This is a genomic window from Staphylococcus sp. M0911 (assembly GCF_003491325.1).
In the GTDB taxonomy this organism is placed as follows: Bacteria; Bacillota; Bacilli; order Staphylococcales; family Staphylococcaceae; genus Staphylococcus; species Staphylococcus warneri_A.
On sequence record NZ_CP022881.1, the window covers coordinates 387,438 to 413,787 of the forward strand.

27 protein-coding genes are annotated in these 26,350 nt (G+C 33.3%); 22 read left to right on the forward strand and 5 right to left on the reverse strand.

All coding sequences use genetic code 11. The annotated features are described in order from the left end of the window. The first annotated feature begins 86 nt into the window (after positions 1 to 86). Entirely contained in the window at positions 87 to 1,367 is a 1,281-nt protein-coding gene (locus tag ssp1_RS01745) for a hydroxymethylglutaryl-CoA reductase, degradative (RefSeq protein WP_075777979.1), read from the forward strand. 60 nt (positions 1,368 to 1,427) lie between these two features. Here the strand turns inward: ssp1_RS01745 and ssp1_RS01750 are convergent, their stop codons facing one another. Continuing rightward, positions 1,428 to 1,865, reverse strand: coding sequence for a CHAP domain-containing protein (locus ssp1_RS01750; protein ID WP_075777980.1), 438 nt, complete (start codon positions 1,863 to 1,865; stop codon positions 1,428 to 1,430). 310 nt (positions 1,866 to 2,175) lie between these two features. Next, positions 2,176 to 2,391: a sterile alpha motif-like domain-containing protein gene (locus tag ssp1_RS01755; RefSeq protein WP_002450133.1), complete on the reverse strand. Its 216-nt coding sequence runs from the start codon at positions 2,389 to 2,391 to the stop codon at positions 2,176 to 2,178. A gap of 183 nt (positions 2,392 to 2,574) precedes the next feature. On the opposite strand from ssp1_RS01755, the gene cidR reads away from it, so the two are divergent. The 10 genes from cidR (at position 2,575) to ssp1_RS01805 (ending at position 13,184) form a co-directional block, all read left to right on the forward strand. Then, positions 2,575 to 3,453, forward strand: coding sequence for a cidABC operon transcriptional activator CidR (cidR, locus tag ssp1_RS01760; protein ID WP_107532295.1), 879 nt, complete (start codon positions 2,575 to 2,577; stop codon positions 3,451 to 3,453). Between the two features lie 244 nt (positions 3,454 to 3,697). After that, positions 3,698 to 4,090, forward strand: a complete 393-nt coding sequence (locus ssp1_RS01765) for a CidA/LrgA family protein (RefSeq protein ID WP_002450131.1) — start codon at positions 3,698 to 3,700, stop codon at positions 4,088 to 4,090. After that, positions 4,087 to 4,776, forward strand: a complete 690-nt coding sequence (locus tag ssp1_RS01770) for an LrgB family protein (RefSeq protein WP_002466957.1) — start codon at positions 4,087 to 4,089, stop codon at positions 4,774 to 4,776. Before ssp1_RS01765 ends, ssp1_RS01770 begins: the two co-directional genes overlap by 4 nt. A gap of 44 nt (positions 4,777 to 4,820) precedes the next feature. Then, positions 4,821 to 6,560, forward strand: coding sequence for a pyruvate oxidase (locus ssp1_RS01775; RefSeq protein WP_002450129.1), 1,740 nt, complete (start codon positions 4,821 to 4,823; stop codon positions 6,558 to 6,560). Between the two features lie 232 nt (positions 6,561 to 6,792). After that, complete coding sequence (gene ptsG, locus ssp1_RS01780) at positions 6,793 to 8,859, forward strand: glucose-specific PTS transporter subunit IIBC (protein ID WP_075777982.1); 2,067 nt, start codon at positions 6,793 to 6,795, stop codon at positions 8,857 to 8,859. A gap of 130 nt (positions 8,860 to 8,989) precedes the next feature. Further along, positions 8,990 to 9,748 carry a CPBP family intramembrane glutamic endopeptidase gene (locus tag ssp1_RS01785; RefSeq protein WP_075777983.1) on the forward strand — a complete coding sequence of 253 codons (759 nt, stop codon included), beginning with the start codon at positions 8,990 to 8,992 and terminating at the stop codon, positions 9,746 to 9,748. A 405-nt stretch (positions 9,749 to 10,153) separates the two neighbouring features. Continuing rightward, entirely contained in the window at positions 10,154 to 10,561 is a 408-nt protein-coding gene (locus tag ssp1_RS01790; protein WP_002450125.1) for an acyl-CoA thioesterase, read from the forward strand. A 75-nt stretch (positions 10,562 to 10,636) separates the two neighbouring features. Beyond that, positions 10,637 to 10,969 (forward strand): thioredoxin family protein, encoded by a 333-nt coding sequence (locus ssp1_RS01795; protein ID WP_075777984.1) that lies wholly within the window; start codon positions 10,637 to 10,639, stop codon positions 10,967 to 10,969. A gap of 313 nt (positions 10,970 to 11,282) precedes the next feature. Then, entirely contained in the window at positions 11,283 to 12,131 is an 849-nt protein-coding gene (locus ssp1_RS01800) for a YitT family protein (RefSeq protein ID WP_002466962.1), read from the forward strand. A gap of 81 nt (positions 12,132 to 12,212) precedes the next feature. Next, on the forward strand, positions 12,213 to 13,184 hold the full coding sequence (locus ssp1_RS01805; protein WP_075777985.1) for an alpha/beta hydrolase fold domain-containing protein: 972 nt from the start codon (positions 12,213 to 12,215) through the stop codon (positions 13,182 to 13,184). 63 nt (positions 13,185 to 13,247) lie between these two features. Here ssp1_RS01805 and ssp1_RS01810 read toward each other — a convergent pair whose 3' ends face one another. Further along, on the reverse strand, positions 13,248 to 13,577 hold the full coding sequence (locus ssp1_RS01810; RefSeq protein WP_002450121.1) for a hypothetical protein: 330 nt from the start codon (positions 13,575 to 13,577) through the stop codon (positions 13,248 to 13,250). Between the two features lie 455 nt (positions 13,578 to 14,032). On the opposite strand from ssp1_RS01810, the gene pgsB reads away from it, so the two are divergent. From pgsB to ssp1_RS01835, 5 genes are read left to right on the forward strand one after another with little or no spacing between them, the layout of a single operon-like run. After that, positions 14,033 to 15,190: a poly-gamma-glutamate synthase PgsB gene (pgsB, locus tag ssp1_RS01815; protein ID WP_002466961.1), complete on the forward strand. Its 1,158-nt coding sequence runs from the start codon at positions 14,033 to 14,035 to the stop codon at positions 15,188 to 15,190. A 1-nt stretch (position 15,191) separates the two neighbouring features. Next, on the forward strand, positions 15,192 to 15,644 hold the full coding sequence (gene pgsC, locus ssp1_RS01820; RefSeq protein ID WP_002450119.1) for a poly-gamma-glutamate biosynthesis protein PgsC: 453 nt from the start codon (positions 15,192 to 15,194) through the stop codon (positions 15,642 to 15,644). 26 nt (positions 15,645 to 15,670) lie between these two features. Further along, positions 15,671 to 16,744, forward strand: coding sequence for a CapA family protein (locus ssp1_RS01825; RefSeq protein ID WP_118828091.1), 1,074 nt, complete (start codon positions 15,671 to 15,673; stop codon positions 16,742 to 16,744). Then, positions 16,734 to 16,895 carry a hypothetical protein gene (locus ssp1_RS01830; RefSeq protein ID WP_002450116.1) on the forward strand — a complete coding sequence of 54 codons (162 nt, stop codon included), beginning with the start codon at positions 16,734 to 16,736 and terminating at the stop codon, positions 16,893 to 16,895. Before ssp1_RS01825 ends, ssp1_RS01830 begins: the two co-directional genes overlap by 11 nt. Positions 16,896 to 16,897: 2 nt before the next feature. After that, positions 16,898 to 18,499, forward strand: coding sequence for a gamma-glutamyltransferase (locus tag ssp1_RS01835; protein ID WP_075777986.1), 1,602 nt, complete (start codon positions 16,898 to 16,900; stop codon positions 18,497 to 18,499). Between the two features lie 49 nt (positions 18,500 to 18,548). On the opposite strand, the gene ssp1_RS01840 is transcribed toward ssp1_RS01835, so the two are convergent. Next, positions 18,549 to 19,235: an MBL fold metallo-hydrolase gene (locus tag ssp1_RS01840; protein ID WP_075777987.1), complete on the reverse strand. Its 687-nt coding sequence runs from the start codon at positions 19,233 to 19,235 to the stop codon at positions 18,549 to 18,551. Between the two features lie 200 nt (positions 19,236 to 19,435). Here ssp1_RS01840 and xylB point away from each other — a divergent pair, with 200 nt between their 5' ends. The 5 genes from xylB to ssp1_RS01865 all read left to right on the forward strand — a co-directional run bounded on the left by xylB (position 19,436) and on the right by ssp1_RS01865 (position 24,820). Next, complete coding sequence (xylB, locus tag ssp1_RS01845) at positions 19,436 to 20,914, forward strand: xylulokinase (RefSeq protein WP_075777988.1); 1,479 nt, start codon at positions 19,436 to 19,438, stop codon at positions 20,912 to 20,914. 923 nt (positions 20,915 to 21,837) lie between these two features. Next, entirely contained in the window at positions 21,838 to 22,881 is a 1,044-nt protein-coding gene (locus ssp1_RS01850; protein WP_002450112.1) for a PTS sugar transporter subunit IIC, read from the forward strand. Between the two features lie 2 nt (positions 22,882 to 22,883). Further along, positions 22,884 to 23,564: an L-serine ammonia-lyase, iron-sulfur-dependent subunit beta gene (gene sdaAB, locus ssp1_RS01855; RefSeq protein ID WP_037551671.1), complete on the forward strand. Its 681-nt coding sequence runs from the start codon at positions 22,884 to 22,886 to the stop codon at positions 23,562 to 23,564. A 12-nt stretch (positions 23,565 to 23,576) separates the two neighbouring features. Next, complete coding sequence (sdaAA, locus tag ssp1_RS01860; protein ID WP_002450110.1) at positions 23,577 to 24,476, forward strand: L-serine ammonia-lyase, iron-sulfur-dependent, subunit alpha; 900 nt, start codon at positions 23,577 to 23,579, stop codon at positions 24,474 to 24,476. Positions 24,477 to 24,643: 167 nt separating this feature from the next. Next, positions 24,644 to 24,820, forward strand: a complete 177-nt coding sequence (locus ssp1_RS01865) for a hypothetical protein (RefSeq protein WP_002466971.1) — start codon at positions 24,644 to 24,646, stop codon at positions 24,818 to 24,820. 27 nt (positions 24,821 to 24,847) lie between these two features. Here ssp1_RS01865 and ssp1_RS01870 read toward each other — a convergent pair whose 3' ends face one another. Next, positions 24,848 to 25,351, reverse strand: coding sequence for a GNAT family N-acetyltransferase (locus ssp1_RS01870; RefSeq protein WP_075777989.1), 504 nt, complete (start codon positions 25,349 to 25,351; stop codon positions 24,848 to 24,850). 225 nt (positions 25,352 to 25,576) lie between these two features. On the opposite strand from ssp1_RS01870, the gene srtA reads away from it, so the two are divergent. After that, positions 25,577 to 26,191 carry a class A sortase SrtA gene (srtA, locus tag ssp1_RS01875; RefSeq protein WP_075777990.1) on the forward strand — a complete coding sequence of 205 codons (615 nt, stop codon included), beginning with the start codon at positions 25,577 to 25,579 and terminating at the stop codon, positions 26,189 to 26,191. The last annotated feature ends 159 nt before the right edge of the window (positions 26,192 to 26,350 follow it).

Genomic DNA, 26,350 nt, shown 5'->3' on the forward strand with positions numbered 1-26,350 from the left:
AATATTTTAAATTTTAGATTAAAGCATACACGTTTGATTGCGAATAACGATGATAACTAAAAATGTTAAATAAAGGAGAAACATAAATGAAAAAATTAGACAAAGGGTTCCGTCATCTTTCACGAGAAGATAAATTAGAGCAATTAGAATCATATGGTTGGTTATCTAGTGATAATCATGACATTCTTTTAAATCATCCACTGATAGATGAAGATGTTCTGAATAGTTTAATAGAAAATGTAATTGGACAAGGGACTTTACCAGTGGGTTTATTACCTGAAATTATAGTTGATGAACAACCTTATGTGGTACCAATGATGGTAGAAGAACCATCCGTAGTAGCTGCTGCAAGTTATGGGGCTAAATTAGTAAACAATACCGGTGGATTTAAAACAGTTTCTAGTCAACGATTAATGATCGGACAAATTGTATTTGATGGCGTGACTGATACGGAAAGTCTATCACAAGCGATTCAAGATAAAGAAGATCAAATCCATCAAATAGCTGATGAAGCATATCCATCTATTAAAGCAAGAGGTGGCGGTTATCAAAAGATTGAAATAGATTCATTCCCAGAGCAGCAATTGTTATCGCTTAAAGTTTATGTCGATACTAAAGATGCGATGGGTGCTAATATGTTAAATACCATTTTAGAAGCCATTACAGCACACCTGAAAAATGAATTCCCAGATGAAGATGTATTAATGAGTATATTATCAAATCATGCAACTGCTTCAGTAGTTAAGATACAAGGAGAAATAGACATCAAAGATCTTAATAAAGGTGGACGTGATGGTGAAGCGGTCGCACGTAGAATGGAACGTGCTTCAGTATTAGCACAAGTAGATATCCACAGAGCAGCAACACATAATAAAGGTGTAATGAATGGTATACATGCAGTCGTTTTAGCAACAGGTAATGATACACGAGGTGCAGAAGCCAGTGCACATGCATATGCAAGTCGAGATGGTCAATATAGAGGCATTGCGACTTGGACATATGATCAAGAACGTCAACGTCTTATAGGTACAATTGAAGTACCAATGACACTTGCAATAGTGGGAGGCGGTACGAAAGTATTACCAATTGCTAAAGCATCACTTGATTTATTGAATGTTAAATCTGCACAAGAATTAGGGCATGTTGTGGCAGCAGTTGGTTTAGCACAAAACTTCTCAGCATGTAGAGCTCTTGTATCAGAAGGGATACAACAAGGTCATATGAGTTTGCAGTATAAATCATTAGCTATTATCGTAGGTGCAAAAGGTGATGAAATTGCACAAGTAGCAGATGCGCTTAAACAAGAAGACAAAGCCAATTCAGCAAAGGCAAAAGCTATTTTAGAACAAATAAGACAAGATAAATAAGTATAAAAAAGGACATTGTTTGCAATCACAATTGCAGTAACAATGTCCTTTTTAATGTCTTTAATAAATGTAGTTATAATTACGAGCAGATGCTTTACTTATAATTCGCGTCCCATATCCATATGGACGATTATAATTGTATTCTGATATTTTGATATTGCCGTTATTATATATTCTTTCTACTACGGCAACATGTCCGTAATAACCTGCTGTTGATTGCATAACAGCATATCGTCTAGGTGTATGACCAGTAGCATATCCAGAACGTCTTGCGTTGTAATACCAATTTTTCGCATTTCCCCATCGATTAGAAACAGGTTTACCTAATTGAGCACGTCGTTGATAGGCCCACCATGTACATTGACCTTTATTGTAATAATTTTTATATGAAGCTGCTTCTGACACGTGTGTCCGTTCAGCTGTTTGATAAGCAATAGTCCCAGTTAACAAGATTCCAGTAGCGATTATGACACGAGATAGTAATTGTTTTAGTTTCATTTTTTTCTCCCAAAAATCGTTTTTTTATTTAGTAACCGTATTCATAATAGATGTAAAAAAGATAGAATACAACATTAGAAACGAATTATACAAGTAACTGTAACGCTACTGAAATAAAAATAGGTTATTTGTAATAATATTTATATTTGCATGCAATTTGCATTATTTTACATTAGGTTAAAAAATAAAAAACTGCCAATAAAGTACGAAACTTTATTAGCAGCGTTCGACGTCATTTAAGACGTTTTCGAGATGATAGACTCCATGTATTCATTATGTTAGATGAATGCTAAATAACAATTAACATAGATCATACATTAGTGAATTGGTTGAAGACTGACAATGCTCTTTTAACAATCGTCATTGATAAGTCTTCGGGACACGGATTAGTTCGAAAATATGACAATATTTCACTTTGGCTCTTCACTTGTCTAGGAAAATTGTTATCTTGATTAATCCAATCAACCAATTCGCCTAATGGTGTGTCATCACCAAGAAAATTTTGCATAAATTCGTAAAAGCTCAATACCTCACCTCGAATAATCAATTTGAGCCAGACTAAATTATAACACAGTTAGCAAAGTGACAATGCATAATGTGTAAATAAAAATATACAAAACTACAATCAATCGTATACTGATGTTTCATACATATAAAACAAAGTGATAATGTATAATAAAAGAAATACATTTTTGAATGGGTGAGTTGCGTGGATATTAAACATATGAAATATTTTGTTGAAGTTGTGAGGCAAGGCGGTATGACTAATGCATCGAAGTCTTTATTCATAGCTCAACCTACTATTAGTAAAGCAATCAAAGATATTGAAGGTGAGATGGCAGTACCATTGTTTGATAGGGAGAAGAGGCAACTTATATTAACAGATGCAGGCCAAATCTTCTTTAATAAATGTAAAGAAATCATTGCACTTTATGAAAACTTGCCATCTGAAATCAATAGTTTATATGGATTAGAAACAGGTCATATGGATATAGGGCTTTCAGCAGTGATGAATATGCAATCCTTAATTAATATGATTGGTGATTTCCACCAACATTTCCCCAATGTAACCTTCAACTTTGTGGAGAATGGCGGAAAATATATCGAACAGCAACTATTAAATGATGAATTGGATTTTGGTATTACAACATTACCTGTTGATCAACAACGATTTGAAGCCATTTCCTTAAATAAAGAATCGTTATGTGTAGTTATCCACCATGAGCATCCTTTAGCACGTTTCCAATCTGTAAAAATGAAAGAGTTAATTCAAGAGGACTTCATTTTATTTAATGATGATTTCTATTTAAATGATAAAATTATAGAAATTGCTAAAAACGCTGGTTTTATACCTAATATGGTGTCTCAAATTTCACAGTGGAACGTCATCGAAAACTTAATCAGTAATCAACTTGGTATCGCTATATTACCTTATTCTATTACACAACTCATGAATGAAAATGTACGTGTTCTAAAAATCGAAGATGCAAATGTAGACTGGGAGTTAGGTATTGTTTGGAAGCAAGGGAAACGTTTAAGCTATGCAGCGAATAAATGGATTGATTATTTAAGAGAACGCTTAGGGTAAGAGCGTAATAAAGTTCCAATGATATCAATTTTATGAAAGTTGGAATACAAAGATAGAGTAGAGTTCTCCCGTTAACGCGGGGGACTTTTTACATTACGTTTAAGATAGCGCTTCCATAGATTTAAGGAATGTTTAATATTCGAAAAATGTATTTTAATAATAGAAAGATGGAGACTATAATTACAAATATCACTAAAAAATTGTTGTAACAATTTGGACAAATTTTTTAGAAGGGATAGATCGCATGCATAAGGTGAGAGATTTACTACAACTTTTTGTACAAATCATTCTTATATTACTTATTTCATACATCGGTACCGAAGTGCAGCGCTTATTACACATTCCTTTAGCAGGTAGTATTGTGGGTCTACTCATGTTTTATCTATTGTTACAGTTTAAAATTATCCCTGTATCATGGGTAGACGAAGGTGCAAACTTCCTATTAAAAACAATGGTATTTTTCTTTATCCCGTCTGTTGTTGGCGTTATGAATGTAGCATCAGATATTACACTAAACTACATACTGTTCTTTTTAATTATCATTTTAGGGACATGTTTAGTGGCTTTATCTTCTGGTTATATTGCTGAAACGCTAGTGAAAAGAGATGATGGTGGAAAAGGAACGGATAAGTTATGACAAATATATTGCAAGCTACTATCATGATTCTGCTTACGATTGTGGTATATATCATAGCTAGAAGACTACAAGATCGATACAACAATCCTTTTTTGAACCCTGCATTAATTTCATCGATACTCATTATAGCTATTCTGCTTATGTTTGGCGTTAGTTATAAAGGTTACATGAAAGGTGGGGAATGGATAAATCATATTTTAAACGCAACCGTCGTTTGTTTGGCTTATCCACTCTATCAAAATAGACAGAAGATAAAGAAATATCTATTTGTGATTTTCACGAGCGTGTTAACTGGTGTAGTACTTAATTTTATGTTAGTATACGTAACGTTGAAAATCTTTGGCTATTCAAAAGAAACCATTGTAACGATGCTACCAAGGTCTATTACGGCAGCCGTAGGGATAGAAGTATCCAATGAACTTGGTGGTACAGACACCATTACAGTGCTCTTTATAATAGCTACAGGGTTAATAGGCAGCATTCTAGGTTCAATGCTATTGCGTATGGGAGGCTTTCAGTCATCTATCGCGAGAGGCTTAACCTATGGTAACGCTTCTCATGCTTTCGGTACGGCAAAAGCACTAGAATTAGATATAGAATCAGGCGCATTTAGTTCGATTGGTATGATATTAACTGCAGTAATCAGTTCGATTTTAATACCAATTCTTATTTTATTGTTCTATTAAAGGGAAGAAACTCATATAAATAGAAAGGGAGGCTATTTGAAAAAATGGCAAAAATCAAAGCAAATGAAGCATTAGTTAAAGCATTACAAGCATGGGACATTGATCACTTATACGGAATCCCAGGAGATTCAATCGACGCAGTAGTAGACTCTCTACGTACAGTTAGAGATCAATTCAAATTCTACCACGTACGTCACGAAGAAGTAGCAAGTTTAGCTGCTGGTAGTTATACAAAAATCACAGGTAAAATTGGGGTTGCATTAAGTATTGGTGGTCCTGGTTTAGTTCACTTATTAAACGGTATGTACGACGCTAAAATGGATAGCGTTCCTCAATTGATTATTTCTGGTCAAACAAACGATAGTCTTTTAGGTACAGGTGCTTTCCAAGAAACTAACTTATCTAAGTTATGTGAAGATGTAGCGGTTTACAATCACCAAATTCAAAAAGGCGACAATGTATTTGAGGTTGTTAACGAAGCAATCCGTACTGCTTATGAGAAAAAAGGTGTAGCTGTTGTTATCTGCCCTAACGATCTTTTAACTCAACCAATTAAAGACACAACTGATAAACCAGTTAACACAACTAAACCAAAAGCAATTGCACCTAAATTCAAAAACATCAAAAAAGCTGCTAAATTAATCAATAAAAGTAAAAAACCAGTTGTACTTTTCGGTGTTGGTGCACAACATGCGAAAGATGAATTACGTGAATTCGTAGAAATGGCTAAAATCCCAGTTATTCACACATTACCAGCAAAAGCAATTATTGCTGATGATCACCCATATAACTTAGGTAACTTAGGCCAAATCGGTACTAAAGCATCTTATCAAACAATTCAAGATGCAGACCTATTAATCATGATTGGTACTAACTTCCCATTCGTTAAATATTTACCTAAGAAAAATATTAAAGCGATTCAAATTGATACTAAAGAAGAAAATATCAGTCACCGTTTCGACATCAATGTTGGTATCTTAGGCGACAGTAAAATTGCGTTACAACAATTAACTGAAAACATTAAACATGTTGCTAAACGTCCATTCTTAGATAAAGCATTAGACCGTAAAGCGGTTTGGGATAAATGGATGGAACAAGACTTAAATAACAATAATTCACCATTACGTCCAGAACGTTTAATGAAAGCAATCAATGACAACTTAAAAGAAGATGCAATTGTATCTGCAGATGTTGGTACATCAACTGTATGGTCAACACGTTACTTAAACTTAGGTGTTAATAATAAATTCATCATCTCAAGTTGGTTAGGTACAATGGGTTGTGCACTTCCTGGTGCTATGGCATCTAAAATTGCATACCCAAATCGTCAAGCTGTAGCTATCGCTGGTGACGGTGCATTCCAAATGGTTATGCAAGACTTTGCAACTGCAGTTCAATACGATTTACCATTAACAATTTTCGTATTAAACAATAAACAATTAGCATTCATTAAATATGAACAACAAGCTGCAGGTGAATTAGAATATGCCATTGATTTCTCTGATATGGATCATGCTAAATTCGCTGAAGCTGCAGGCGGTAAAGGTTATACAGTTAGAGACGTTAGTCGTTTAGATGATATTGTTGAAGAAGCAATGTCACAAGACGTACCAACTATCGTTGACGTACACGTAGACCCTAACGCTGCACCACTACCAGGTAAAATTGTTAACGCAGAAGCACTTGGTTATGGTAAATGGGCATACAGATCTATCACTGAAGATAAACACTTAGACTTAGATCAAATCCCACCAATCTCAGTAGCAACTAAACGTTTCTTATAATATAGAAGCAAAGTGCTTAAACTCAGCCAAAATAGTTTGGCTGAGTTTTTTTGAAATTACTATTGTAAACGCTTAAACAAATGTGTATACTATATTTAAATTTAATATAACATTTGCGTGTTACTGGTTAAGCAGGCATGAGCAAACAGATGATCATTTAATATGGTCTTGTTTGTTCATGCCATTTTTTATGTGCATGCGAGTGATTTCAATATGAGAGGAATGTTTTTACATGTTTAAAAAGCTCTTTGGGCAATTGCAACGTATAGGTAAAGCATTAATGCTACCTGTCGCAATTTTACCGGCAGCTGGGATTTTACTTGCATTTGGGAATGCAATGCATAATGAACAGTTAGTCAAAATTGCACCATGGTTAACAAACCATGTATTTGTCATGATTTCTTCAATCATGGAAGCAGCAGGGCAAGTTATCTTTGATAATTTACCATTATTATTTGCAGTCGGAACAGCACTTGGATTAGCAGGAGGAGATGGCGTAGCAGCATTAGCAGCGTTAGTTGGATATTTAATTATGAACGCGACAATGGGTAAATATTTAAATATTACAATTGATGATATCTTCTCTTATGCAAAAGGCGCAAAAGAATTAAGCCAAGCAGCAAAACAACCTGAATATGCACTTGTATTAGGTATTCCAACCCTACAAACGGGTGTGTTTGGCGGTATTATCATGGGGGCTGTAGCCGCATGGTGTTACAACAAGTATTATAATATTACTTTGCCAGCATTTTTAGGATTCTTCGCAGGTAAACGTTTCGTACCAATTGCGACATCAGTAGCTGCAATTATTGTAGGTATTGTATTAAGTTGGATATGGCCACCTATTCAAACGGGATTAAATGACTTATCTAACTTCTTACTAACGAAGAACTTAGTTTTAACAACATTTATTTTCGGGGTTATAGAACGTTCATTAATTCCATTTGGATTGCATCATATTTTCTATGCACCATTCTGGTTCGAATTTGGACATTATACAAATCATGCTGGAGAACTCGTACGTGGTGACCAACGTATTTGGATGGCGCAATTAAAAGATGGCGTACCATTTACTGCAGGAACATTTACAACTGGTAAATATCCATTCATGATGTTTGGTTTACCAGCTGCAGCATTTGCAATTTATAAAAATGCACGTCCAGAACGTAAAAAAATCGTTGGTGGTTTAATGCTATCAGCAGGTTTAACAGCATTCTTAACAGGGATTACAGAACCACTTGAGTTCTCATTCTTATTTGTAGCACCATTATTATATGCGATTCACGTCGTATTAGCAGGATCTTCATTCTTAATCATGCATTTATTAGATGTAAAAATTGGTATGACATTCTCAGGTGGATTTATCGACTATGTATTATTCGGTTTATTAAACTGGGATAAAACACATGCATTACTAGTGATTCCAGTTGGTATCGTATACGCAGTTGTGTATTACTTCTTATTCGACTTTGCAATCCGTAAATTCAACTTAAAAACACCAGGTAGAGAAGATAAAGAGCAAGAGGTCAGAGATTCAAGTGTCGCTAAATTACCATTTGATGTTTTAGATGCAATGGGTGGTAAAGATAATATCAAACACTTAGACGCATGTATTACACGTTTAAGAGTTGAAGTAAATGATAAAGCTAAAGTAGATGTTCCAGGATTAAAAGCATTAGGTGCTTCTGGTGTACTTGAAGTTGGTAATAACATGCAAGCGATTTTTGGTCCGAAATCAGACCAAATTAAACATGATATGGCGAAAATCATGAATGGTGAAATTACTAAACCAAGTGAAACGACTGTAACTGAGGAAGACTCTGAAGAACCAGTTCATGTAGAAGATATTAAAGAAAGTGAAATTTACGCACCAGGTGTTGGTCAAATTGTTCCATTATCTGACGTACCTGATAAAGTATTTTCAGAAAAAATGATGGGCGACGGTGTTGGATTTATTCCTGAAAAAGGTGAAATTGTAGCACCATTCGATGGTACTGTTAAAACAATCTTCCCAACAAAACATGCCATTGGTTTAGAATCAGATACAGGTATTGAATTATTGATTCATATCGGTATTGATACAGTTAAACTAGATGGAGAAGGTTTCGAAAGTTTAGTTAAAGCAGATGATAAAGTAACACAAGGACAACCGTTAATGAAAGTGAACTTAGCATATCTTAAAGAACATGCACCAAGTGTTGTAACACCGTTAGTAATTACTAATTTAGGTGATCAAACATTAACAGTTGAAAAGACAAGCAGTGTTGAACCAAGCCAACGCATTATGAAAGTTAAATAGCTATATATAAGTGCACATTTTAAATTTTTAAAATGTGCACTTTTTTAATAGGGTTGACATGTATATTAATAACTAGCAGTATAAAATTGTATAGTACATAATATGTTTAATACTGTTGGAGGTTCAAAGTATGATTGATTCCAAAATGAATAAGAAAGATAATGTAAGACATAATGGGAATAAAATGATGAATATATTCATTATCATTGTTTTGACAATCGTGATACAAATTCCTGCAGCCATGTCTATTATTGCACTGCCTTTTTCATTAAAACTCAATGATTGGTATACTATCGCTTTAAGTATGCTTATTCTTGGTTTAGCGTTATTTATTGTCTGGGCAATAAGGTCGTATTACTTATTTCGTACATATGAAAACCAATATCTTAAAATGACTATGAAAGATGTCTTGAAAAATATTACCTTCTTTATTCTAGCTATTATTTGTAGCATAACTAGTAATGCTTTAATGTTCATTTTTATTGGTGATTCAGGAACCAAAAATGAAAAAATGATTGATGAGAGTCTCGATTCATTAATGGATAAAAGTCATTTACCTCATCTTTCTATTGTATTAGTAACAATATTATGTCTGTGTTTCATAGGCCCTTACCTTGAAGAACTCGTTTTTCGAGGGATTTTTAAAGAAACCTTATTTATGAAAAGCCGATTTTGGTTACCTTTAATCATTTCGTCTGTAGTGTTTAGCTCACAACATTTATCAACAAATATATTCTCATTTGGATTATATTTCTTAATGGGATGTGTGCTTTATGTCGCTTATGATAGAAGACGAAATATTAAAGATAGCATGATGGTACATATGTTAAACAATTCTATTACGACAATTCCTTTGTTTTTAGTATACTTATATATTTACTTTAAATAATAGCGATTTATCTTTTCTAATAAATTAGAAATTACTTTAACTTAATAGGTATAATTTAAAAGGGTTCTATTATAGATTAAATGTGTCATCAATAATAGGATTTTTTATTTTTAAGATTTAAGATAAAAAGAAAAAAATTAAGTTTATGTAATATTATTTTCAATTAATAATTTAATTGTTTTATGATTAGTTGCATCTCATAATGAAATTATCAGTTATTGAACAATTCTTGTACCCTTAAATTTAGGTTTATAATTTAATATCAGAAAACATTGTAGAAAAATTATAAAAACACTTACCTATAAATGCACAATTAATTATAGAAAGAAATATTTTGAAAAGATGAAAATATTGATTATATGGCGTAAAATAGAATTGAGTATAGATATAAAGGAGTTATCAGTAATGCATACGACTGAAGGGAAATTAGTAGTAGATACTGAAATAGAAGTCAATGGTTACGATATTGATGCGATGGGTATTGTGAGCAATATCGTCTTTATTAAATGGTTTGAAGACTTGCGTACTATTTTTATCAATCAATATATGAATTATTCTGAAATGATAACACGAGGTATTTCGCCTATATTAATGAAAACAGAAGTGGATTATAAAGTACCTGTGACGATACATGATCGTCCAAGAGCGCGTTGTTGGATGATAAAAGCAAGTAAAATGAAATGGATTTTCAAATTTGAAATCGCGACTAAGGATAACGTTCACTGTATTGGCTATCAAACGGGTGGCTTTTATGACTTAGAAAAGCAAAAGATAACAAAATTGCCACAAGTTTTCCAAGATATTTTAAATTAGAGTGGAAGTTGATTGACGAAATAGAACTGCATACCTTATGATATATACCAATTTCAAGACAAGAGGGTGTATGGTATGGTTGAGTCAATTCGTGATGTATCCCAATTTAAAACAATAATTAATACACAACCCTTAGTAGTGGTACATGTAATGAGGGAACAATGTGGTGTTTGTCATGCTGTTTTACCACAATTGAAAGATATATTAGATACGTCGTATCCAAAAGTGACATTGGCGACTATTAATCAAAATGAAGTACCCGAAATTGCAGGAGAGTTAACTATTTTTACAGTACCTGTTGATTTAATATTTATGAATGGTAAAGAAATGCATAGACAAGGTAGATTTATTGATATGCAGTTATTCGAAAAACAATTAGCTATCATGTATGACCAAATAGATGATTAAATAAGAAATGATGAAGGCACCTCAAATTGATGATTCAATTTGGGGCGTTTTTTATGGAAAAATCAATATCAATTTAACCCGAGTTGTTGGGGCATAGATATGATAAATGTTATGATAAAAAACGTGTGAAAATTTTAGATTATAGTATGATATGGCGTTAATCATTAATATTTAACTTGTTAAAAGAGGACGTTTCATACAAGTGGGACAGGCGTGATTTAAATAGATTGATGACACCATGTAAACTTTTCATCACCTATCAACATGTAAAGGCATTAGTTTTAAATATTTTTTATGTAATAAGGAGGCTCAAATGGAAAAACATTCTCGTAGTTATCATATTAAAAATACTATTTTTTGTTTGTTAGGTACATTGTTAATTGCACTTGGAGTTAACTGTTTTGTTATTCCTGGAAACTTAGGTGAAGGTGGCGCTATCGGTATGTCTTTAGTACTGAAGTATACACTTGGTTTATCACCGGCACTAACGTCTTTCGTTATCAATGCCTTTTTAATAGTTATCGGTTGGAAGTATTTAAGTAAAACAACAGCCATTTATACAGTCATTACAATTACTGCAAGTTCTATTTTCTTGGATTTAACAAAGTCTTTAAGTTTGGGGATCGATGAAAACTTTATTAATGCGGTATTTGCAGGAGTATTTATTGGCGTAGGTTCAGGTCTAGTCATTGCTTCTAGAAGTACGCTAGGTGGTACATCGGTTATTGCCCGTATTATTAGCAAATATTCCGAAGTAAAAACGTCTCAAGCGTTGTTTATTCTAGATGCACTTGTCGTATTATCATTCTTAATCGTATTACCCGTGACTAATGTGTTGTATACGATTGTGATGTTGTTTATTGTTGAAAAAGCAATGGCATTTGTCGTTGAAGGTTTCAATCCTAAAAAAGCGGTAACCGTTATTTCTGATCACAATAAAGAGATCAGTTCGGAAATATACCAAGCGACTGGCAGAGGTTCGACATTATTAGATGGTAAAGGTGCGTATCAACTTGATAATACCGATATATTATATGCTGTAGTATCTCAGACACAAATTGCTACAGTTAAAAAGATTGTCAATCGTTATGATGACCAAGCCTTTTTAGTTATCCATGACGTAAGAGACGTCTTAGGTAATGGCTTTATGAATATCAAATAATACAATGTGATGAGCGTTTATAAGACCAATCACGAGAAAGTGTTATATGATAGAAGTAAAGAATATAGGAGGTGCAAGTCATTGTTTAAAAAAGCACTTGCTGTAATTAGCTCAACTGTATTAGGAAGTATATTTTTTGCTAAAGTAAAAGAAAAAAGAAGTTACCGTAGTTTTGTACAGGAGAAAATGATGCGATTGAACGGCATGAAAAAGTCATTTGATAATGTTGAAGGTGCGAAAAAAGCACTTGAACGAACTAAAGATGAGACAGCAGGTAAATATGGCGGTACATCGTATGAATTTAAACATCATGTGAAGATAAAAGATTATTATGGCTCACTAGTTTATATTGTTAATGATCAAAGTGACCGTAAACAAAAAACGGTATTATATATACACGGTGGTGCTTGGTTTCAAGATCCATTACCGTATCACTTCGAATTTATCGATTTACTTGCAGAATCGTTAAATGCAAAAGTTGTAATGCCAATCTATCCGAAAGTACCACATAGAGATTATGTGACAACAGATATATTGTTACATCATTTATACCAACATTTACTTAATAAAGTTGATGATGCTAAACAAATTGTGATAATGGGTGATTCTGCTGGTGGTCAAATTGCTTTATCATTTGCACAATCGTTAAAAGAAAAGCAATTAACACAACCAGGACATATTGTACTTTTATCACCTGTATTAGATGCTACATTTAGTAATCCAGAAGCCAAGAAGTATGAGCAAGAAGACCCTATGTTAGGTATAGAAGGTAGTAAATATTTAGCTACATTATGGGCAGGCGATACGCCTTTAGAGGATTATAGAATCTCACCTATGAATGGGGATATAGAAGGTCTAGGTCACATTACGATTGTGATTGGTACCAAAGAAACATTGTATCCAGATGCACTCAAACTCTCTCATATGCTCAACGAAAAAGGCATTGCACATGACTTTATACAAGGCTATAATCTGTTTCATGTTTATCCTATTTTTCCGTTACCAGAACGCGAGCGTTTCTTAAAGCAACTTCAAGACATCATAAAAAAATAACCCTATGCTAAATTAAATTATTTTCGCTAGGGTTTGTTTGGAATATAACAGCGAATTCATTTATCAATATGTTTGATAATTTGAATTCGCTGTTTTGTTATCTATATGTTCATTTTGATGCTTACTCTTGTCATTTGTATCTACATTTTTATAATTTGTTGTTGTATATGAATGAGATTTTGATGAAGCTTCTTCATTTTTTAGAGAAGTATTGACGGCTTCATCGCTATTACGAGTTTTATTGTTGATCTTCGTATGATCTGTATCTAATACAGAATTAGTCATGTCTTTCCCTTGTAAACTCCCAATTAGAATGAATGATAAGTATAAAGTTGTCACAATTAAGATAATCGCCAAATAAATACCGATAGCGAATTTAACTGACTTTTCCATTCTTCTCCTCCTAAGGTCTGAGTAACTACACTCTTAATGTAACATTTAATTTTTAAGATAGTGTAAATTCCTAGTAAAAAATATATGACTTAATTAGACGTTGGCACAAATACGTCTAACTATGGATATTACTAATAATGTAAGTTTATCTGTTAAATCAGGAATCGCATCTTTACATTCCTTTACAAATTTTTAATCTTTGGTTAAAAGAATTAAAACTGAATCAACAACCAAATGATAGGCTACTACTAGTAAGTAGTAGATTAAGCATTTTTGACTAAGAATTTTAAGCTAATATTTAAAACATATTGACTTTTAATTAATGGTTTTTATAGACTTTATAGTGATGGAAACGTTTGAATAATTTGTATTTATCTAAATTTTATTTAAATGTAATTCTACATGTATTGTTCCATTCACAATTCAATATACATAGAAAAGAGAGGGATTACAGCGTGATTCTCATAATAGTATGTGTCGTGTTGATTCTATGGCTAGGCATTAAGGAGAAAAATCGCCATGCGAATCGACTTAAGAAAATCCCTATACGAATCAACATTAATGGTATTCGAGGTAAATCAACCATAACTCGAATGGCATATAGTGTGCTTAGAGAAGACCACTATAGAGTCATAGGGAAGACAACAGGAACTGACGCAAGAATGATGTACTGGTTTACCCAAAAAGAGTACCCAGTGATTAGAAAACCTCAAGGCGCCAACATTGGTGAGCAACGTGATATCATCCGTAAAGTTGTTAAACAAAAAGCGAATGCACTTGTTAACGAATGTATGGCTGTTAATCCAGATTATCAAATTACTTTCCAAAAGGACTTAGTTAAAGCGAATATTGGCGTTATTGTCAATGTTATGGAAGACCACATGGATGTGCTAGGTCCAACATTGCAGGATGTTGCCCAATCATTTACAGCAACGATTCCATATAAAGGTAAATTAGTTGTAATGAAAGATGAATTTACAGAATTTTTCGCTAAAGAAGCTAAAAAGCGTAAAACTGAATTAATCGTGGTGGACAAAGAGCAAATACCAGAGTCTTACTTAAGAAAGTTTGATTATTTAGTCTTTCCAGATAATGTAGCCATTGTGTTAGGCATTGCTCAAGCAGTAGGCATTGATAGTGAGACAGCCTTAGAAGGTATGTTAAATGCGCCAGCAGATCCAGGAGCAGTGAGGATTAAATACTTCCATGCTAATAATACTAAAAATGTATTTGTTAATGCATTTGCTGCCAACGAACCACAATCCACTAAGGCCATTTTAAATAAAGTGGAATCATACAATTATCCATATACGAAAAAAGTGGTCATTTTAAATTGTCGTTCTGACAGAATCGATAGAACACAACTATTTGTTGATAATTTCTTAGAAGATATTGATTACGATACGTTGATTTGTACCGGAAAAAGTACTCAGATGGTGTCAGATTTAATGCATCGTTTACCAGACAAGAGATATTTGAACTTTGAAGGACAAGATTTTACAGAAATTGAAAAAGCTATTATGAAAGAATCTGACAATGCACTTGTCTTTTGTGTAGGTAATATCCACGGCCCAGGTGGAAGAATAGCGGAATTCATAGAAGGGATAGAATAAAATGATAGGTTCAGAATTATATTTCTCCTTATTTGTAGGTGTCGTTCTCAGTCTTATTTTTGCTGAGAAATTTGGTATTAACCCTGCAGGACTGGTTGTACCAGGTTATTTAGCTTTAATTTTTGATCAACCCATCATGCTTTTATCAGTACTTATAATTAGTTGTTTAACATTCTTCATTGTAAATAACGGTATTAGTAAATGGGTTATTTTATATGGTAGAAGAAAGTTCGCAGCCATGATTCTAACAGGTATGGTATTGAAGTTTATATTTGATTTGATTTATCCATTGACCCCATTTGAAATGGTCGAAGTTTCCGGTATTGGGGTAGTAATTCCTGGTATCATCGCTAACACAATTCAAAAACAAGGTGTTGTAATAACATTATCATCTACAATGTTATTAACATGTATTACATATGTCATCTTGTTCTTATACAGTTTTATTAATTAATCAAGAACAAGGAGCGCGTAATAACAATGAAAAAGAAAAAACGATTAACGCCAAGCGAATGGTTGCTCAAACAATCTAAACGGCATAAGCGTAGAAATACATTGTATACAGCCATCGTCCTACTTATCGCTTTAGTATTAATAGTCTTCGCTATTCGCGCGGTCAAAGTAGTACCAGTTAAGAGTGATGCGAAAGATCCAAGTAGTATCCGAATGACATATTTAGGCAATATTACATTAAATAAACATATTCGACAAAATAATCTCAATAGTGTCTTTGCTGGTTTACAAGATCCGTTAAAAAATAGTGATTTCTCAACAGCATCGCTTTTAGTTAATGACTTTTCAAATGATCCTAAGAAAGAAATTGAAAAGAATTTAGAAAATATCATGTTCTTAAAGAAGCAGAATATTAAAAGTGTCAATTTAATTAACCAAAATACCGACAACATTACTGCTAGAGACTTAATGGAGAAAGTAGAATCACAAGCGGGATACAACTTTTTAACTGGTAATGGTTCAAATCCTATAAACAGTAAAACAATTCAACAAAATATTAAAGGTAAGAAAATTGCGAATGTATCCTTTACAGATGTTGAATCTAATTATGCAGAGCCACTTAAAAATACGACGTCTATTAGTTTAGATCCAGATATTTTTTATCCGTTAATCAAAAAGTTAAAAGAGAACAATGATTATGTCGTTGTTAATGTAGACTGGGGTATCCCTAATGAAAGAAATGTTACTGACCGTCAAAGAGAATATGCACATGCGTTATCAAAAGCAGGTGCTGATGTTATTATCGGTCACAATTCAGTCATTCAAAAAGTTGAAAAATATAACAATACACCCATTTTTTATAGCCTAGGAAATACAACATCAGACGATTTCCTATCCAAAAACCAAAAAGGTATGGTTGTTCAAGATGATTGGAAAGGTAAAAAACATAAGTTCCATCTTACACCAATACAATCTAAAGACGGTAAAATCTCACAAGATGATATGAATAAGATGGACCATAAACGTTTCCATAATAATATTAAAGATCAGTCAATCAATCTTAAAAAAGCTGACGATGGAGGTTATACATTTGAATATTAAAAAGCATTGGCTACCCATTACTGTCATTATTATAGTCGTCATCATTTTCCTACTCGTCATATTTGCAAGAGCGAATGAAGGTTTAGATAGTTATGAACAACAAGAACTGAAAAATGGAGAACAGCAATATCTTTCAAAAGGGGCCAGTTAGGAATGAACATATACAATAAAGCAACCTTGACTGTCATTTTAATTATTACCATTATTATTTCGTTCGTCTTTTATTATTTCACCTCAGATGAAAAGGTAGATAAAGATAAGCTATATGAAAATAAAATAGCTAATCATAAAAAAACAGGAACTAAAAATTATGGGGTTGCATCCAATAATGCAATTGCTACTAAAATAGGTGAAAAGGTAATAGAAGATGGTGGTAATGCAACAGACGCAGCATTTGCAGTGTCATACGCATTAGCAGTAACAGAGCCACACTCATCTGGATTAGGTGGCGGTGGCGCAACACTAACTTACGATGGTAAAGATGGCCAAGTACCAAACTTATACGAATATAAAACCTATTCTTCTTATAACTTTAAACAAGGTGATAAAATCGGTACCCCTGGTTTTGTAAGAGGGATGCATGATATGCATGAAAAAGAAGGTAAGATGGATGAGAAGAAACTCTTTGATTACGTTATTCCACTTGCCGAAGATGGATTTGAAGTCGATTCAGAGTTAGAGCGTAGCTTGAAAATATATGGTTCTAAAATTGATCGTAATTCTCCATTCTTTAAAGGTAAACAAACATTGCGTGAAGGCGATGTAGTGAAACAAGAAAAACTTGCTAATACATTGAAAAAAATACGTGATAAAGGTCCTGATTATTTCTATAAAGATATAGGTAAAAGCGTATCTAAACAATTAGATAATAAACTAACTGAAAAAGACTTTACGACATTTAAGACTGAAAAGAAAGAACCTGTAAGTACAGATTATTTAGGTAACAAAGTTTATTCGGCATCAAATCCACTAGGTGGAACATTAACATTACAAGGTCTGAAAATTGACGAAAAAGAAAATCAAGATACTGCTGATCGAAATAGCTATATTAAAGGTATCTTGGAATCACGTGATGTTATGTATAGTAACCGCGATATTGTAAATGGTACAGAACCAAGTAGTGAAGAACATTTATCTGATGAATACTTACTTGGCGAACTCAATAAAGTCAATGTAGGTACTGCAGCTGAAGGTGGTAGTGATTTCAACCCTATCCAAACAGATAACACAAGTACAACACACTTTGTTGTGATTGATAAACAAGGTAAAGTTGCAAGTACAACAAATACGTTATCAAGTTACTTTGGTTCAGGTGACTTTATGAAAGAAGGCTTCTATATGAATAACTCATTAGGCGACTTCTCTAAATCACCATCGAGTCCAAACTATGGTGACAAACATAAAGCACCACGCTCATTTATTTCACCATCTATCATCGTTGGTACCGACTTCTATATGGGTATCGGTACACCAGGTGGTAATAAGATTCCAACGATGTTAAATGAAGTCATAGTCGATTATTTAAGAGGTGACGGTACGTTACAAGAAGCAGTAGATAAACCACGTTTCTATAATGATGGTGGTACGATTTACTATGAAAACGCAATAGACGATAAAGATTTAGAGATCTTCAAGAGTTTGGGATATGCTGTGAAAGAAAAGCGTAACGATCCAAATTTTGGTAGTGTGCAAGGCGCTGTGTATGATAAGAAAAACAAAAAAGTAGACGTCGGATCTGACGTTGGTAACAGATAAGGCAATATCATTAAAAGACGTGAGGCAAAGGCCTCACGTCTTTTTAATGTTAACTATTTTCTCCATTACGAACACGGTCAATAATATTTTGAATTTGTCGTTGTATTTCATCATCATTTTCTACAAAATAAGCGACCGGACCTTCTTTGATAGAAACCCATGGTACGAGTACATCAAAGTCTAAGGATTTGATCAATTCAAGGCTTTGAATCGAGCTTTCTATATCACTGGAACCTAATATAACAGTACGCCATGTGTCACCTTCAAAACATAGGAAGTCGCCAGTAAATAAATAACGATGCTCACCGTTATCCCATAGAAACATCGTCGTGCCAGGGGTGTGTCCTGGTGTAGGAATCACTTCTAAATCGTCATATAACATTTGGCGTTCATTAAAATAATCGTGAATTGTTATTGAACTTGTGAGGGCCTTAGCATCATCTTGGTGTATGACATATGGTATATCAAGTTGATTAGGACCACCTAAAGATTCATGATCATGATTCATTAAAACTTTAGCAGCACCTCCCAATTTTTTTATGTCTGGTTGTACGTCTTTTAAATGACCAGAGTGATAGATGATGATATTTTCACCATTACGTTCTAAAATAAATGATTTGAATTCAAAACGAGGATCAAACGGTAATTGAGTTGTTGGTGTCGCATAAAGGCCTTGGGCAATTTGATGTAATTGAGAATAAGATTGTGATTGATTATCTTTATATTGATTGGTCATCATGTTTCATTCCTTTAAGTATTTAATATTTACAACACTACCCTGTAAATATAGAAATAATCATAAAAAGGATAAAATAGACAGTATGAAAGGTGTATATTAAGATAGTGATGAGTAATGAAATAAGGTAGTAATAAGACCGACATATGTTGATGAATATCATAATGGACAAATGATTATAGATAAAGGAAGTGTGCCATTTGAAAGAAGTCGTATTAGGTATCGATTTAGGAACAAGTTCAATCAAAGTAATAGCTGTTAATCAACAAGGGGACGTTATTGAATCTAAGAATGCATCATTATCATTAATCCAAGAGCAAAGTGGATATAGTGAGCAAGATCCTGAAGATTGGTTCCAAGCCACTAAAAAAGCAATTATAGCATTAATGTCATCGTCTAAAATGAAAGATTATGACGTCAAAGGTATGTCAATTTCAGGACAAATGCATGGTTTAGTCATTGTTGATAAAGATGGACATGTCTTGCGTAATGCAATTCTGTGGAATGACACTAGAAACTCTGAACAATGTCGACAAATCATCGATAAATTCGGTCATAGAGTTAATGAAAATCCAGTTTTAGAAGGGTTTACTTTACCTAAAATGCTTTGGGTACAACAACATGAGCCTAACATATGGAAAAATGTAGATTACTTTATGTTACCGAAAGATTATTTGCGTTATCGTCTTACAGGTAACATACACATGGAATATAGTGATGCAGCAAGTACATTATTATTGAGTCCAAAGACAAATCAATGGACTAAAGATTTGGGAGATACATTTGAAATGGGGGATATTTATCCGTCACTTGTCGCTTCACATGCTTTTACAGGAAACATTTTGCCTTCGATTGCTGAGGAGCTTGGGTTAAATGAAGATGTAGCCACATTTGCAGGTGGTGGTGATAATGCTTGTGGAGCAATAGGAGCCGGTGTGATACATGATAAAGAGACTTTATGTAGTATTGGAACATCAGGTGTGATATTAAATGTCGAACATCAAAGTGTGACAGAATATGATGATAACCTCCATTTCTTTAATCATGCGATACCAGAAACATACTATGCGATGGGTGTAACTTTAGCAGCTGGATATAGTTTAAATTGGTTAAAAAACACCTTTTTCGAAGAAGAAAGCTTTGACCAGCTAATACAGTGGGCAGGACAATCCACGATAGGCGCGAATGGTTTACTATTTGCACCGTACTTAGCCGGTGAGCGTACACCTCACGGAGATGCATTGATTCGAGGTAGTTTTATAGGGATAAGTGGGCAACATACGAAAGCTGATTTCGTTAGAGCAGTGATTGAAGGTATTACGTATTCATTATATGATTCTATACAACTGATTCGACAAGCAGGCAATGAGATCAATACCGTCATTTCTATTGGTGGCGGTGCGAAAAGTGATTTTTGGTTGCAATTACAAGCAGATGTTTTTAATACATCAGTTAAGAAACTAAAACATGAAGAAGGTCCTAGTATGGGCGCAGCTATCATTGCTGCATACGGTCTAGGTTGGTATCAATCATTTGAAGATTGCGTTAATGATTTTATTAAAGTAGAAAATATATTTAAACCTAATATGGATAAGCATAAACAATACGAATATTATCATAATATTTATAAAGACATTTACACACATACTAAAGATATTACGGCTAAACTTATTAAATAAATGTGAAGTAGATTGGAACAAATAGAAGGCTTCCAATCTACTATTTTTTTATACTAAAGGAGCATGTTGTCTAATTATTAGAAAAATCTGAAATTTTATTTTGACAAAATTAATTTAAAATCGTTTAATATACATATAAAAATACTTCGTTTTATTTTAAAACTACATTATTCCTCGAAAATCGTATCAATCAACTTAAATAGACTCCTTTTTATCACTTACAAACTCAGTATTATAACTGCTTTTACACCACTCAATTTTTAACTCAGTAACAATTTTCTATCCACATTAAAAAATTATTCTTTCTGCTCAAGCTATTTAATAAACATTCACATCTTTAAATTTAAATCTAAAATTTTTAAATACCATTCCAACAACCACTATCCTTAAACTTCTACAAAAGGATCCTTAATTTGCCAGAGAGGAGCATCCGAATATGACATATGATATAAATAGGGGAAGAGGACCTCCATATGATGACAATCTTGAAATAGTTAAGGGATTACAGTAATTGAATAAACTCAAAAACATTAAAGTATATAGATGTAGAAACTCACTAAAATAATTAACATTCATATTTATGGGTTTCTTACACAAATTTATAGTAAGAAACCCTAAAAAATTGTGAGCGATTTGTTACAAAATGAGTGTATAAGCGTTAGAATAGATAGGTCGTCAAAATGTTTGAGAGAATATAGTTAAAAAGAGTAAGTTTACATTTTAGGAATTTTTCATGTAGAATACAACGAAAAAGGGAAATTACTTATAAAATGTATATTTGCATTTTAAATATGAATAATACAATTAATTCGTGAAACATTTCACAATTTAGTCTTATTTAAATCTTTTTAATTATTGAAATCGCTTTCTTAAGGGTGTACGATAACTATGGCCTAAAAATAAAAAAGTGAGGTTTTGGGGAAATGAATATTATCTTAGGAGTGGGTACACTTGTACTAGTACTTATCATCATGACGCTATTCTTAAAATTTGCACCTTACGGTAAACAAGGATTACAAGCTTTATCGGGGGCTGCTTGTGCAACGTTTTTACCTCAAGCGTTTTTAAGTTATGCAATTGGTGGCGTATTCCACATCAAATTTTTACAAGAAATCGGTGATTTAGCAGGTAGTTTAAGTGGTATAGCAGTAGGGATACTTACTTGTTTAAACTTAGGCGTATCTCCAGTGTTTGCAGTTATCGTTGGTTTAGTACTACATGATTTTAAACTATTACCAGCATTTATTGCAGCGTATATTGTAGCTTTTGGAATTAAATTAATAGAGAAAAAAGTTCCAGAAGGACTAGATTTAATTGTTGTTATTTTATTGGCTCCAGCAATTACATTTGGTTTAGCAAGCGTGATTACACCAGGAGTTATGGCGACACTTAAACAAATTGGTAGTGCGGTTACTTCAGTTGGCGACAATAACCCTTATGCACTAGCAATCATCTTAGGACTAGTTATACCAGTAACAGGTATGACACCATTAAGTTCAATGGTATTAACAAGCTTATTAGGTTTAACAGGAGTACCAATGGCAATCGGTGCAATGACATGTATGGGAAGTTCATTCGTCAATTATGTCTTATTTAGTCGATTACACATTGGTGGTAAATCTAAAGCATTTGCAGTAGGTATCGAACCATTAACACAAATTGATTTAATTGCTCAATATCCAGTACAACTATATGGAACGAATGCATTAATTGGAATGGTAAATGCTTGTATCGTAACATTTATGGGCGTAGTGATCGGCGTAAAAGGTATGGCCACACCAATTGCCGGCGCGATTGTCTTATTCGGATTTAATGAACCAATGAAAGCAATTATTACAATTGTCATTGTTGCTATTGTAAGTATCATATTGGCATTCATCATGAGTACAATTATCAAGAAATTTAACTTAATGAACTTAAGTTTAAATGTACCGAGCAGAAAGAACCAAGTTAAGGAGAGTGTTTAATGATGGCTAAAAGCTATGATTATCAAAGTGCATTCGATATTATTGGTCCAGTAATGATGGGACCGTCAAGTTCTCATACAGCTGGAGCAGTAAAAATCGGTAACTCAGCAAGAGCTGTTTTAGGTGATGTGCCTAAAAGTTTAGAAATTCGTTATTATGAATCATTTGCTAAAACACATCAAGGACACGGAACAGACGTCGCTGTAGTTGGTGGTGCAATGGGCTACAGTACATTTGATAACAGAATTAAATCAGCATTAGACATCGCTAAAGACGAAGGCATCGCTGTTGAAATTATTGAAGATGAAGGTGAAAGTATTGGACAACATCCAAACTGTGCCTACATTAAAGCTGATGATGCAAATGGACGTCATATCGAAGTCATTGGTATTTCAATTGGTGGCGGAACAATCAAACTAAAAGGTATCCATGTGAATGGACTGGAAGTAGAAATGAACCATGGTTTACCTATTTTAGAAGTCGATGGTCCAGCCGATAAAGCACAAATCAACCATTTGATTAATGACTTAAACGATATGGAAATTGAATATAAAGATGAATTAACACAATTTAATGATGATAAAAGTTTAGTGGTTCTACCATTAAATAAATCAATCAAAGAATCAGCATTAGACAAAATTAGAGAAAAATACAGTGATTTTAACGTTTCCTATATTAATTAAGGGGGATTCAAGATGTTTGATTCAATTAGAGAAACAATAGATTATGCAGTAGAAAAAGATATGGCATTTGCAGATATCATGATCCAAGAAGAAATGGAACTTAAAGGTCTTACACGTGATGAAGTACGTGCCAACATGAAACAAAACTTAGATGTTATGAGAGATGCTGTTGTTAAAGGTACTACGGGCGAAGGTGTAGAAAGTGTAACTGGCTATACAGGACATGACGCAGCAAAACTTCGTGACTATAATGAAAATAATCATGCGCTATCGGGACATGAAATGATTGAAGCGGTTAAAGGTGCAGTTGCTACAAATGAAGTTAACGCAGCAATGGGTATTATTTGTGCCACTCCAACAGCTGGTTCCTCAGGTACGATCCCAGGCGTATTATTCAAATTAGAAAAAACACATGACATTACAGAAGATCAAATGATTGATTTCTTATTCACAGCAGCATTATTCGGAAGAGTCGTAGCCAATAATGCAAGTGTGGCTGGTGCAACAGGTGGTTGCCAAGCTGAGGTTGGTTCAGCATCAGCAATGGCAGCAGCTGCAGCAGTATCCATCTTCGGTGGATCTCCGGAAGCTTCAGGTCACGCTATGGCTTTAGCAATTAGTAACTTACTAGGTCTAGTATGTGACCCAGTTGCAGGTTTAGTTGAAATTCCATGTGTTATGCGTAATGCAATTGGATCAGGCAATGCATTAATTTCAGCAGACCTTGCATTAGCGGGTGTAGAAAGTAGAATTCCTGTTGATGAAGTTATCAGTGCTATGGATAAAATCGGTAGAAACTTACCAGCATCATTACGTGAAACTGGTTTAGGTGGTCTAGCAGGTACACCAACTGGTGAAGAAATTAAACGTAAAATCTTTGGTGAAGCCGAAGATATGGTGAAAAATAAATAATATTGTGTATGATTAAAAGCACTTAAGAGTATAAGCTCTTGAGTGCTTTTTTTCATATAATAGAGTTAATGAGCAGGAAAGTAATAAATTTATTTTTCTAAAAATTAAAAAAATTCATTGCAAAAGTTCAGCCCTATCACTAAAATAATTTAAAAGGGGCTGATGCAATGCTAAGATTAACATTAATTTTTATAGCATTCATCATTAACACAACGATAACGTATTTGTGGACGACAGAGGGAACTTGGGTGAATTTATTATTCAAATCATTATCGCTAAGTATGATCATTGTGTTCATGTTTTACTATATTCGTTTTGTTATTGAAAACAGAGGTAATCAATGAGATTAAGTCATGGAAGTCAATTCCTACTTAATCTCTTTTTATATTGTATAAATCGAGTTGATAAAAAGTAAGATCGAGCCATTGGTCAAATTTGTACCCAGCATATTTGATTGTGCCAGAGTGACTGAAGCCAAATTTTTCATGCAATTTAATACTGCCTGTATTAGATGCATCTATACCTGCTATCAATGTACGAAAGTTATTATCTTTAGCTTCTTCAATCAGTTTAATTAATAATTGTGACGCAATACCAAGATGCCTATATTTAGGATGGACATAAATTGAATGTTCGATGGTATATAAATAAGCTGGCCAATCTCTAAACTGACCATATGTCGCAAATCCCTGAACGATATCATCTTTTTCAAATACAAAAATAGGGTCACCATTTTGTTGTTTATGATTAAACCATGCTTGCCTTTCTTCAATATTAGTTGGCTGATACGTATATACTGCAGTCGTATTGATAATAGCATCATTATAGATGTCTAGAATAGAAGTTAAATATGATTGTTGTGCTTGTCTTATCATGTGCTTCACCTCACTCATTATTAGATACTAATTTATAACTAAAAACAAGACATACATAATGATAACCTAATCATTATCTTTAATGGATTTTACATCATTCAATGAATTCAATACTTTATTCAAAGATTATGTAATATGAATATTTAATGATATACTGATATCAAAATATAGAAATAGCTAAATCTGAAATGATATTCATTGTATTTAACTAAAGGAGTAACATATATGAAGAAATGGACCAATCGATTACTGACTATAGTTGGTGTTGTATTAATATTAGTAGCAATTTACTTATTTGCTAAACCACATATAGATAATTATCTACATGAGAAGGATAATAACGATAAAATCGAAAATTATGACAAAAAAGAAAGTAAAGATAGTAGTCAATCTAAGGATAAAGCACCTGAAATCCCTAAAGATAAATCAAAGATGGCAGGCTATATTAAAGTGCCAGATGCAGAAATTGAAGAACCTGTTTACCCTGGACCTGCAACACCAGAACAATTAAATCGTGGTGTAAGTTTTGCTGAAGGTAACGAATCATTAACAGATCAAAACATTTCTATTGCAGGACATACATTTACCGATCGCCCACATTATCAGTTTACGAATTTAAAAGCTGCTAAAAAAGGAAGTAAAGTCTACTTCAAAGTAGGCAATGAAACTCGAAAATATAAAATGACTAGTATCCGTAATGTCGATCCATCTGATGTTAAAGTTTTAAACGAACATAAAGGTGAGAAAAATCAATTAACATTAATTACTTGTGATGATTATAATAAAGATACTGGCGTTTGGGAGAAACGTAAAATATTTGTAGCTAAACAAATTAATTAAGCTAATTAGTATAAACTGGGACATCAACAAATGGTGTCTCAGTTTTTTGTTATTTTTTGTCTGTGAAAGAAATTTCAAAGTTTGAATATAGTTTCAGGTTGTACCGTGATTCTTCATCACTAATGAATAGTTGTCTATAATGAACGTAAAGATTGGATG

Coding starts and splice junctions, on each gene's coding strand:
- ssp1_RS01795 (WP_075777984.1), top strand. CDS start 10,637: ATGGTTGAGTCAATTCGTGATGTATCCCAATTTAAAACAATAATTAAT.
- ssp1_RS01785 (WP_075777983.1), top strand. CDS start 8,990: ATGATTGATTCCAAAATGAATAAGAAAGATAATGTAAGACATAATGGG.
- ssp1_RS01850 (WP_002450112.1), top strand. CDS start 21,838: ATGAATATTATCTTAGGAGTGGGTACACTTGTACTAGTACTTATCATC.
- ssp1_RS01865 (WP_002466971.1), top strand. CDS start 24,644: ATGCTAAGATTAACATTAATTTTTATAGCATTCATCATTAACACAACG.
- ssp1_RS01765 (WP_002450131.1), top strand. CDS start 3,698: ATGCATAAGGTGAGAGATTTACTACAACTTTTTGTACAAATCATTCTT.
- sdaAA (WP_002450110.1), top strand. CDS start 23,577: ATGTTTGATTCAATTAGAGAAACAATAGATTATGCAGTAGAAAAAGAT.
- pgsC (WP_002450119.1), top strand. CDS start 15,192: ATGATAGGTTCAGAATTATATTTCTCCTTATTTGTAGGTGTCGTTCTC.
- ssp1_RS01750 (WP_075777980.1), bottom strand. CDS start 1,865: ATGAAACTAAAACAATTACTATCTCGTGTCATAATCGCTACTGGAATC.
- ssp1_RS01770 (WP_002466957.1), top strand. CDS start 4,087: ATGACAAATATATTGCAAGCTACTATCATGATTCTGCTTACGATTGTG.
- ssp1_RS01775 (WP_002450129.1), top strand. CDS start 4,821: ATGGCAAAAATCAAAGCAAATGAAGCATTAGTTAAAGCATTACAAGCA.
- ssp1_RS01835 (WP_075777986.1), top strand. CDS start 16,898: ATGAACATATACAATAAAGCAACCTTGACTGTCATTTTAATTATTACC.
- ssp1_RS01790 (WP_002450125.1), top strand. CDS start 10,154: ATGCATACGACTGAAGGGAAATTAGTAGTAGATACTGAAATAGAAGTC.
- ssp1_RS01870 (WP_075777989.1), bottom strand. CDS start 25,351: ATGATAAGACAAGCACAACAATCATATTTAACTTCTATTCTAGACATC.
- ssp1_RS01800 (WP_002466962.1), top strand. CDS start 11,283: ATGGAAAAACATTCTCGTAGTTATCATATTAAAAATACTATTTTTTGT.
- ssp1_RS01810 (WP_002450121.1), bottom strand. CDS start 13,577: ATGGAAAAGTCAGTTAAATTCGCTATCGGTATTTATTTGGCGATTATC.
- ptsG (WP_075777982.1), top strand. CDS start 6,793: ATGTTTAAAAAGCTCTTTGGGCAATTGCAACGTATAGGTAAAGCATTA.
- sdaAB (WP_037551671.1), top strand. CDS start 22,884: ATGGCTAAAAGCTATGATTATCAAAGTGCATTCGATATTATTGGTCCA.
- srtA (WP_075777990.1), top strand. CDS start 25,577: ATGAAGAAATGGACCAATCGATTACTGACTATAGTTGGTGTTGTATTA.
- ssp1_RS01825 (WP_118828091.1), top strand. CDS start 15,671: ATGAAAAAGAAAAAACGATTAACGCCAAGCGAATGGTTGCTCAAACAA.
- ssp1_RS01840 (WP_075777987.1), bottom strand. CDS start 19,235: ATGACCAATCAATATAAAGATAATCAATCACAATCTTATTCTCAATTA.
- ssp1_RS01745 (WP_075777979.1), top strand. CDS start 87: ATGAAAAAATTAGACAAAGGGTTCCGTCATCTTTCACGAGAAGATAAA.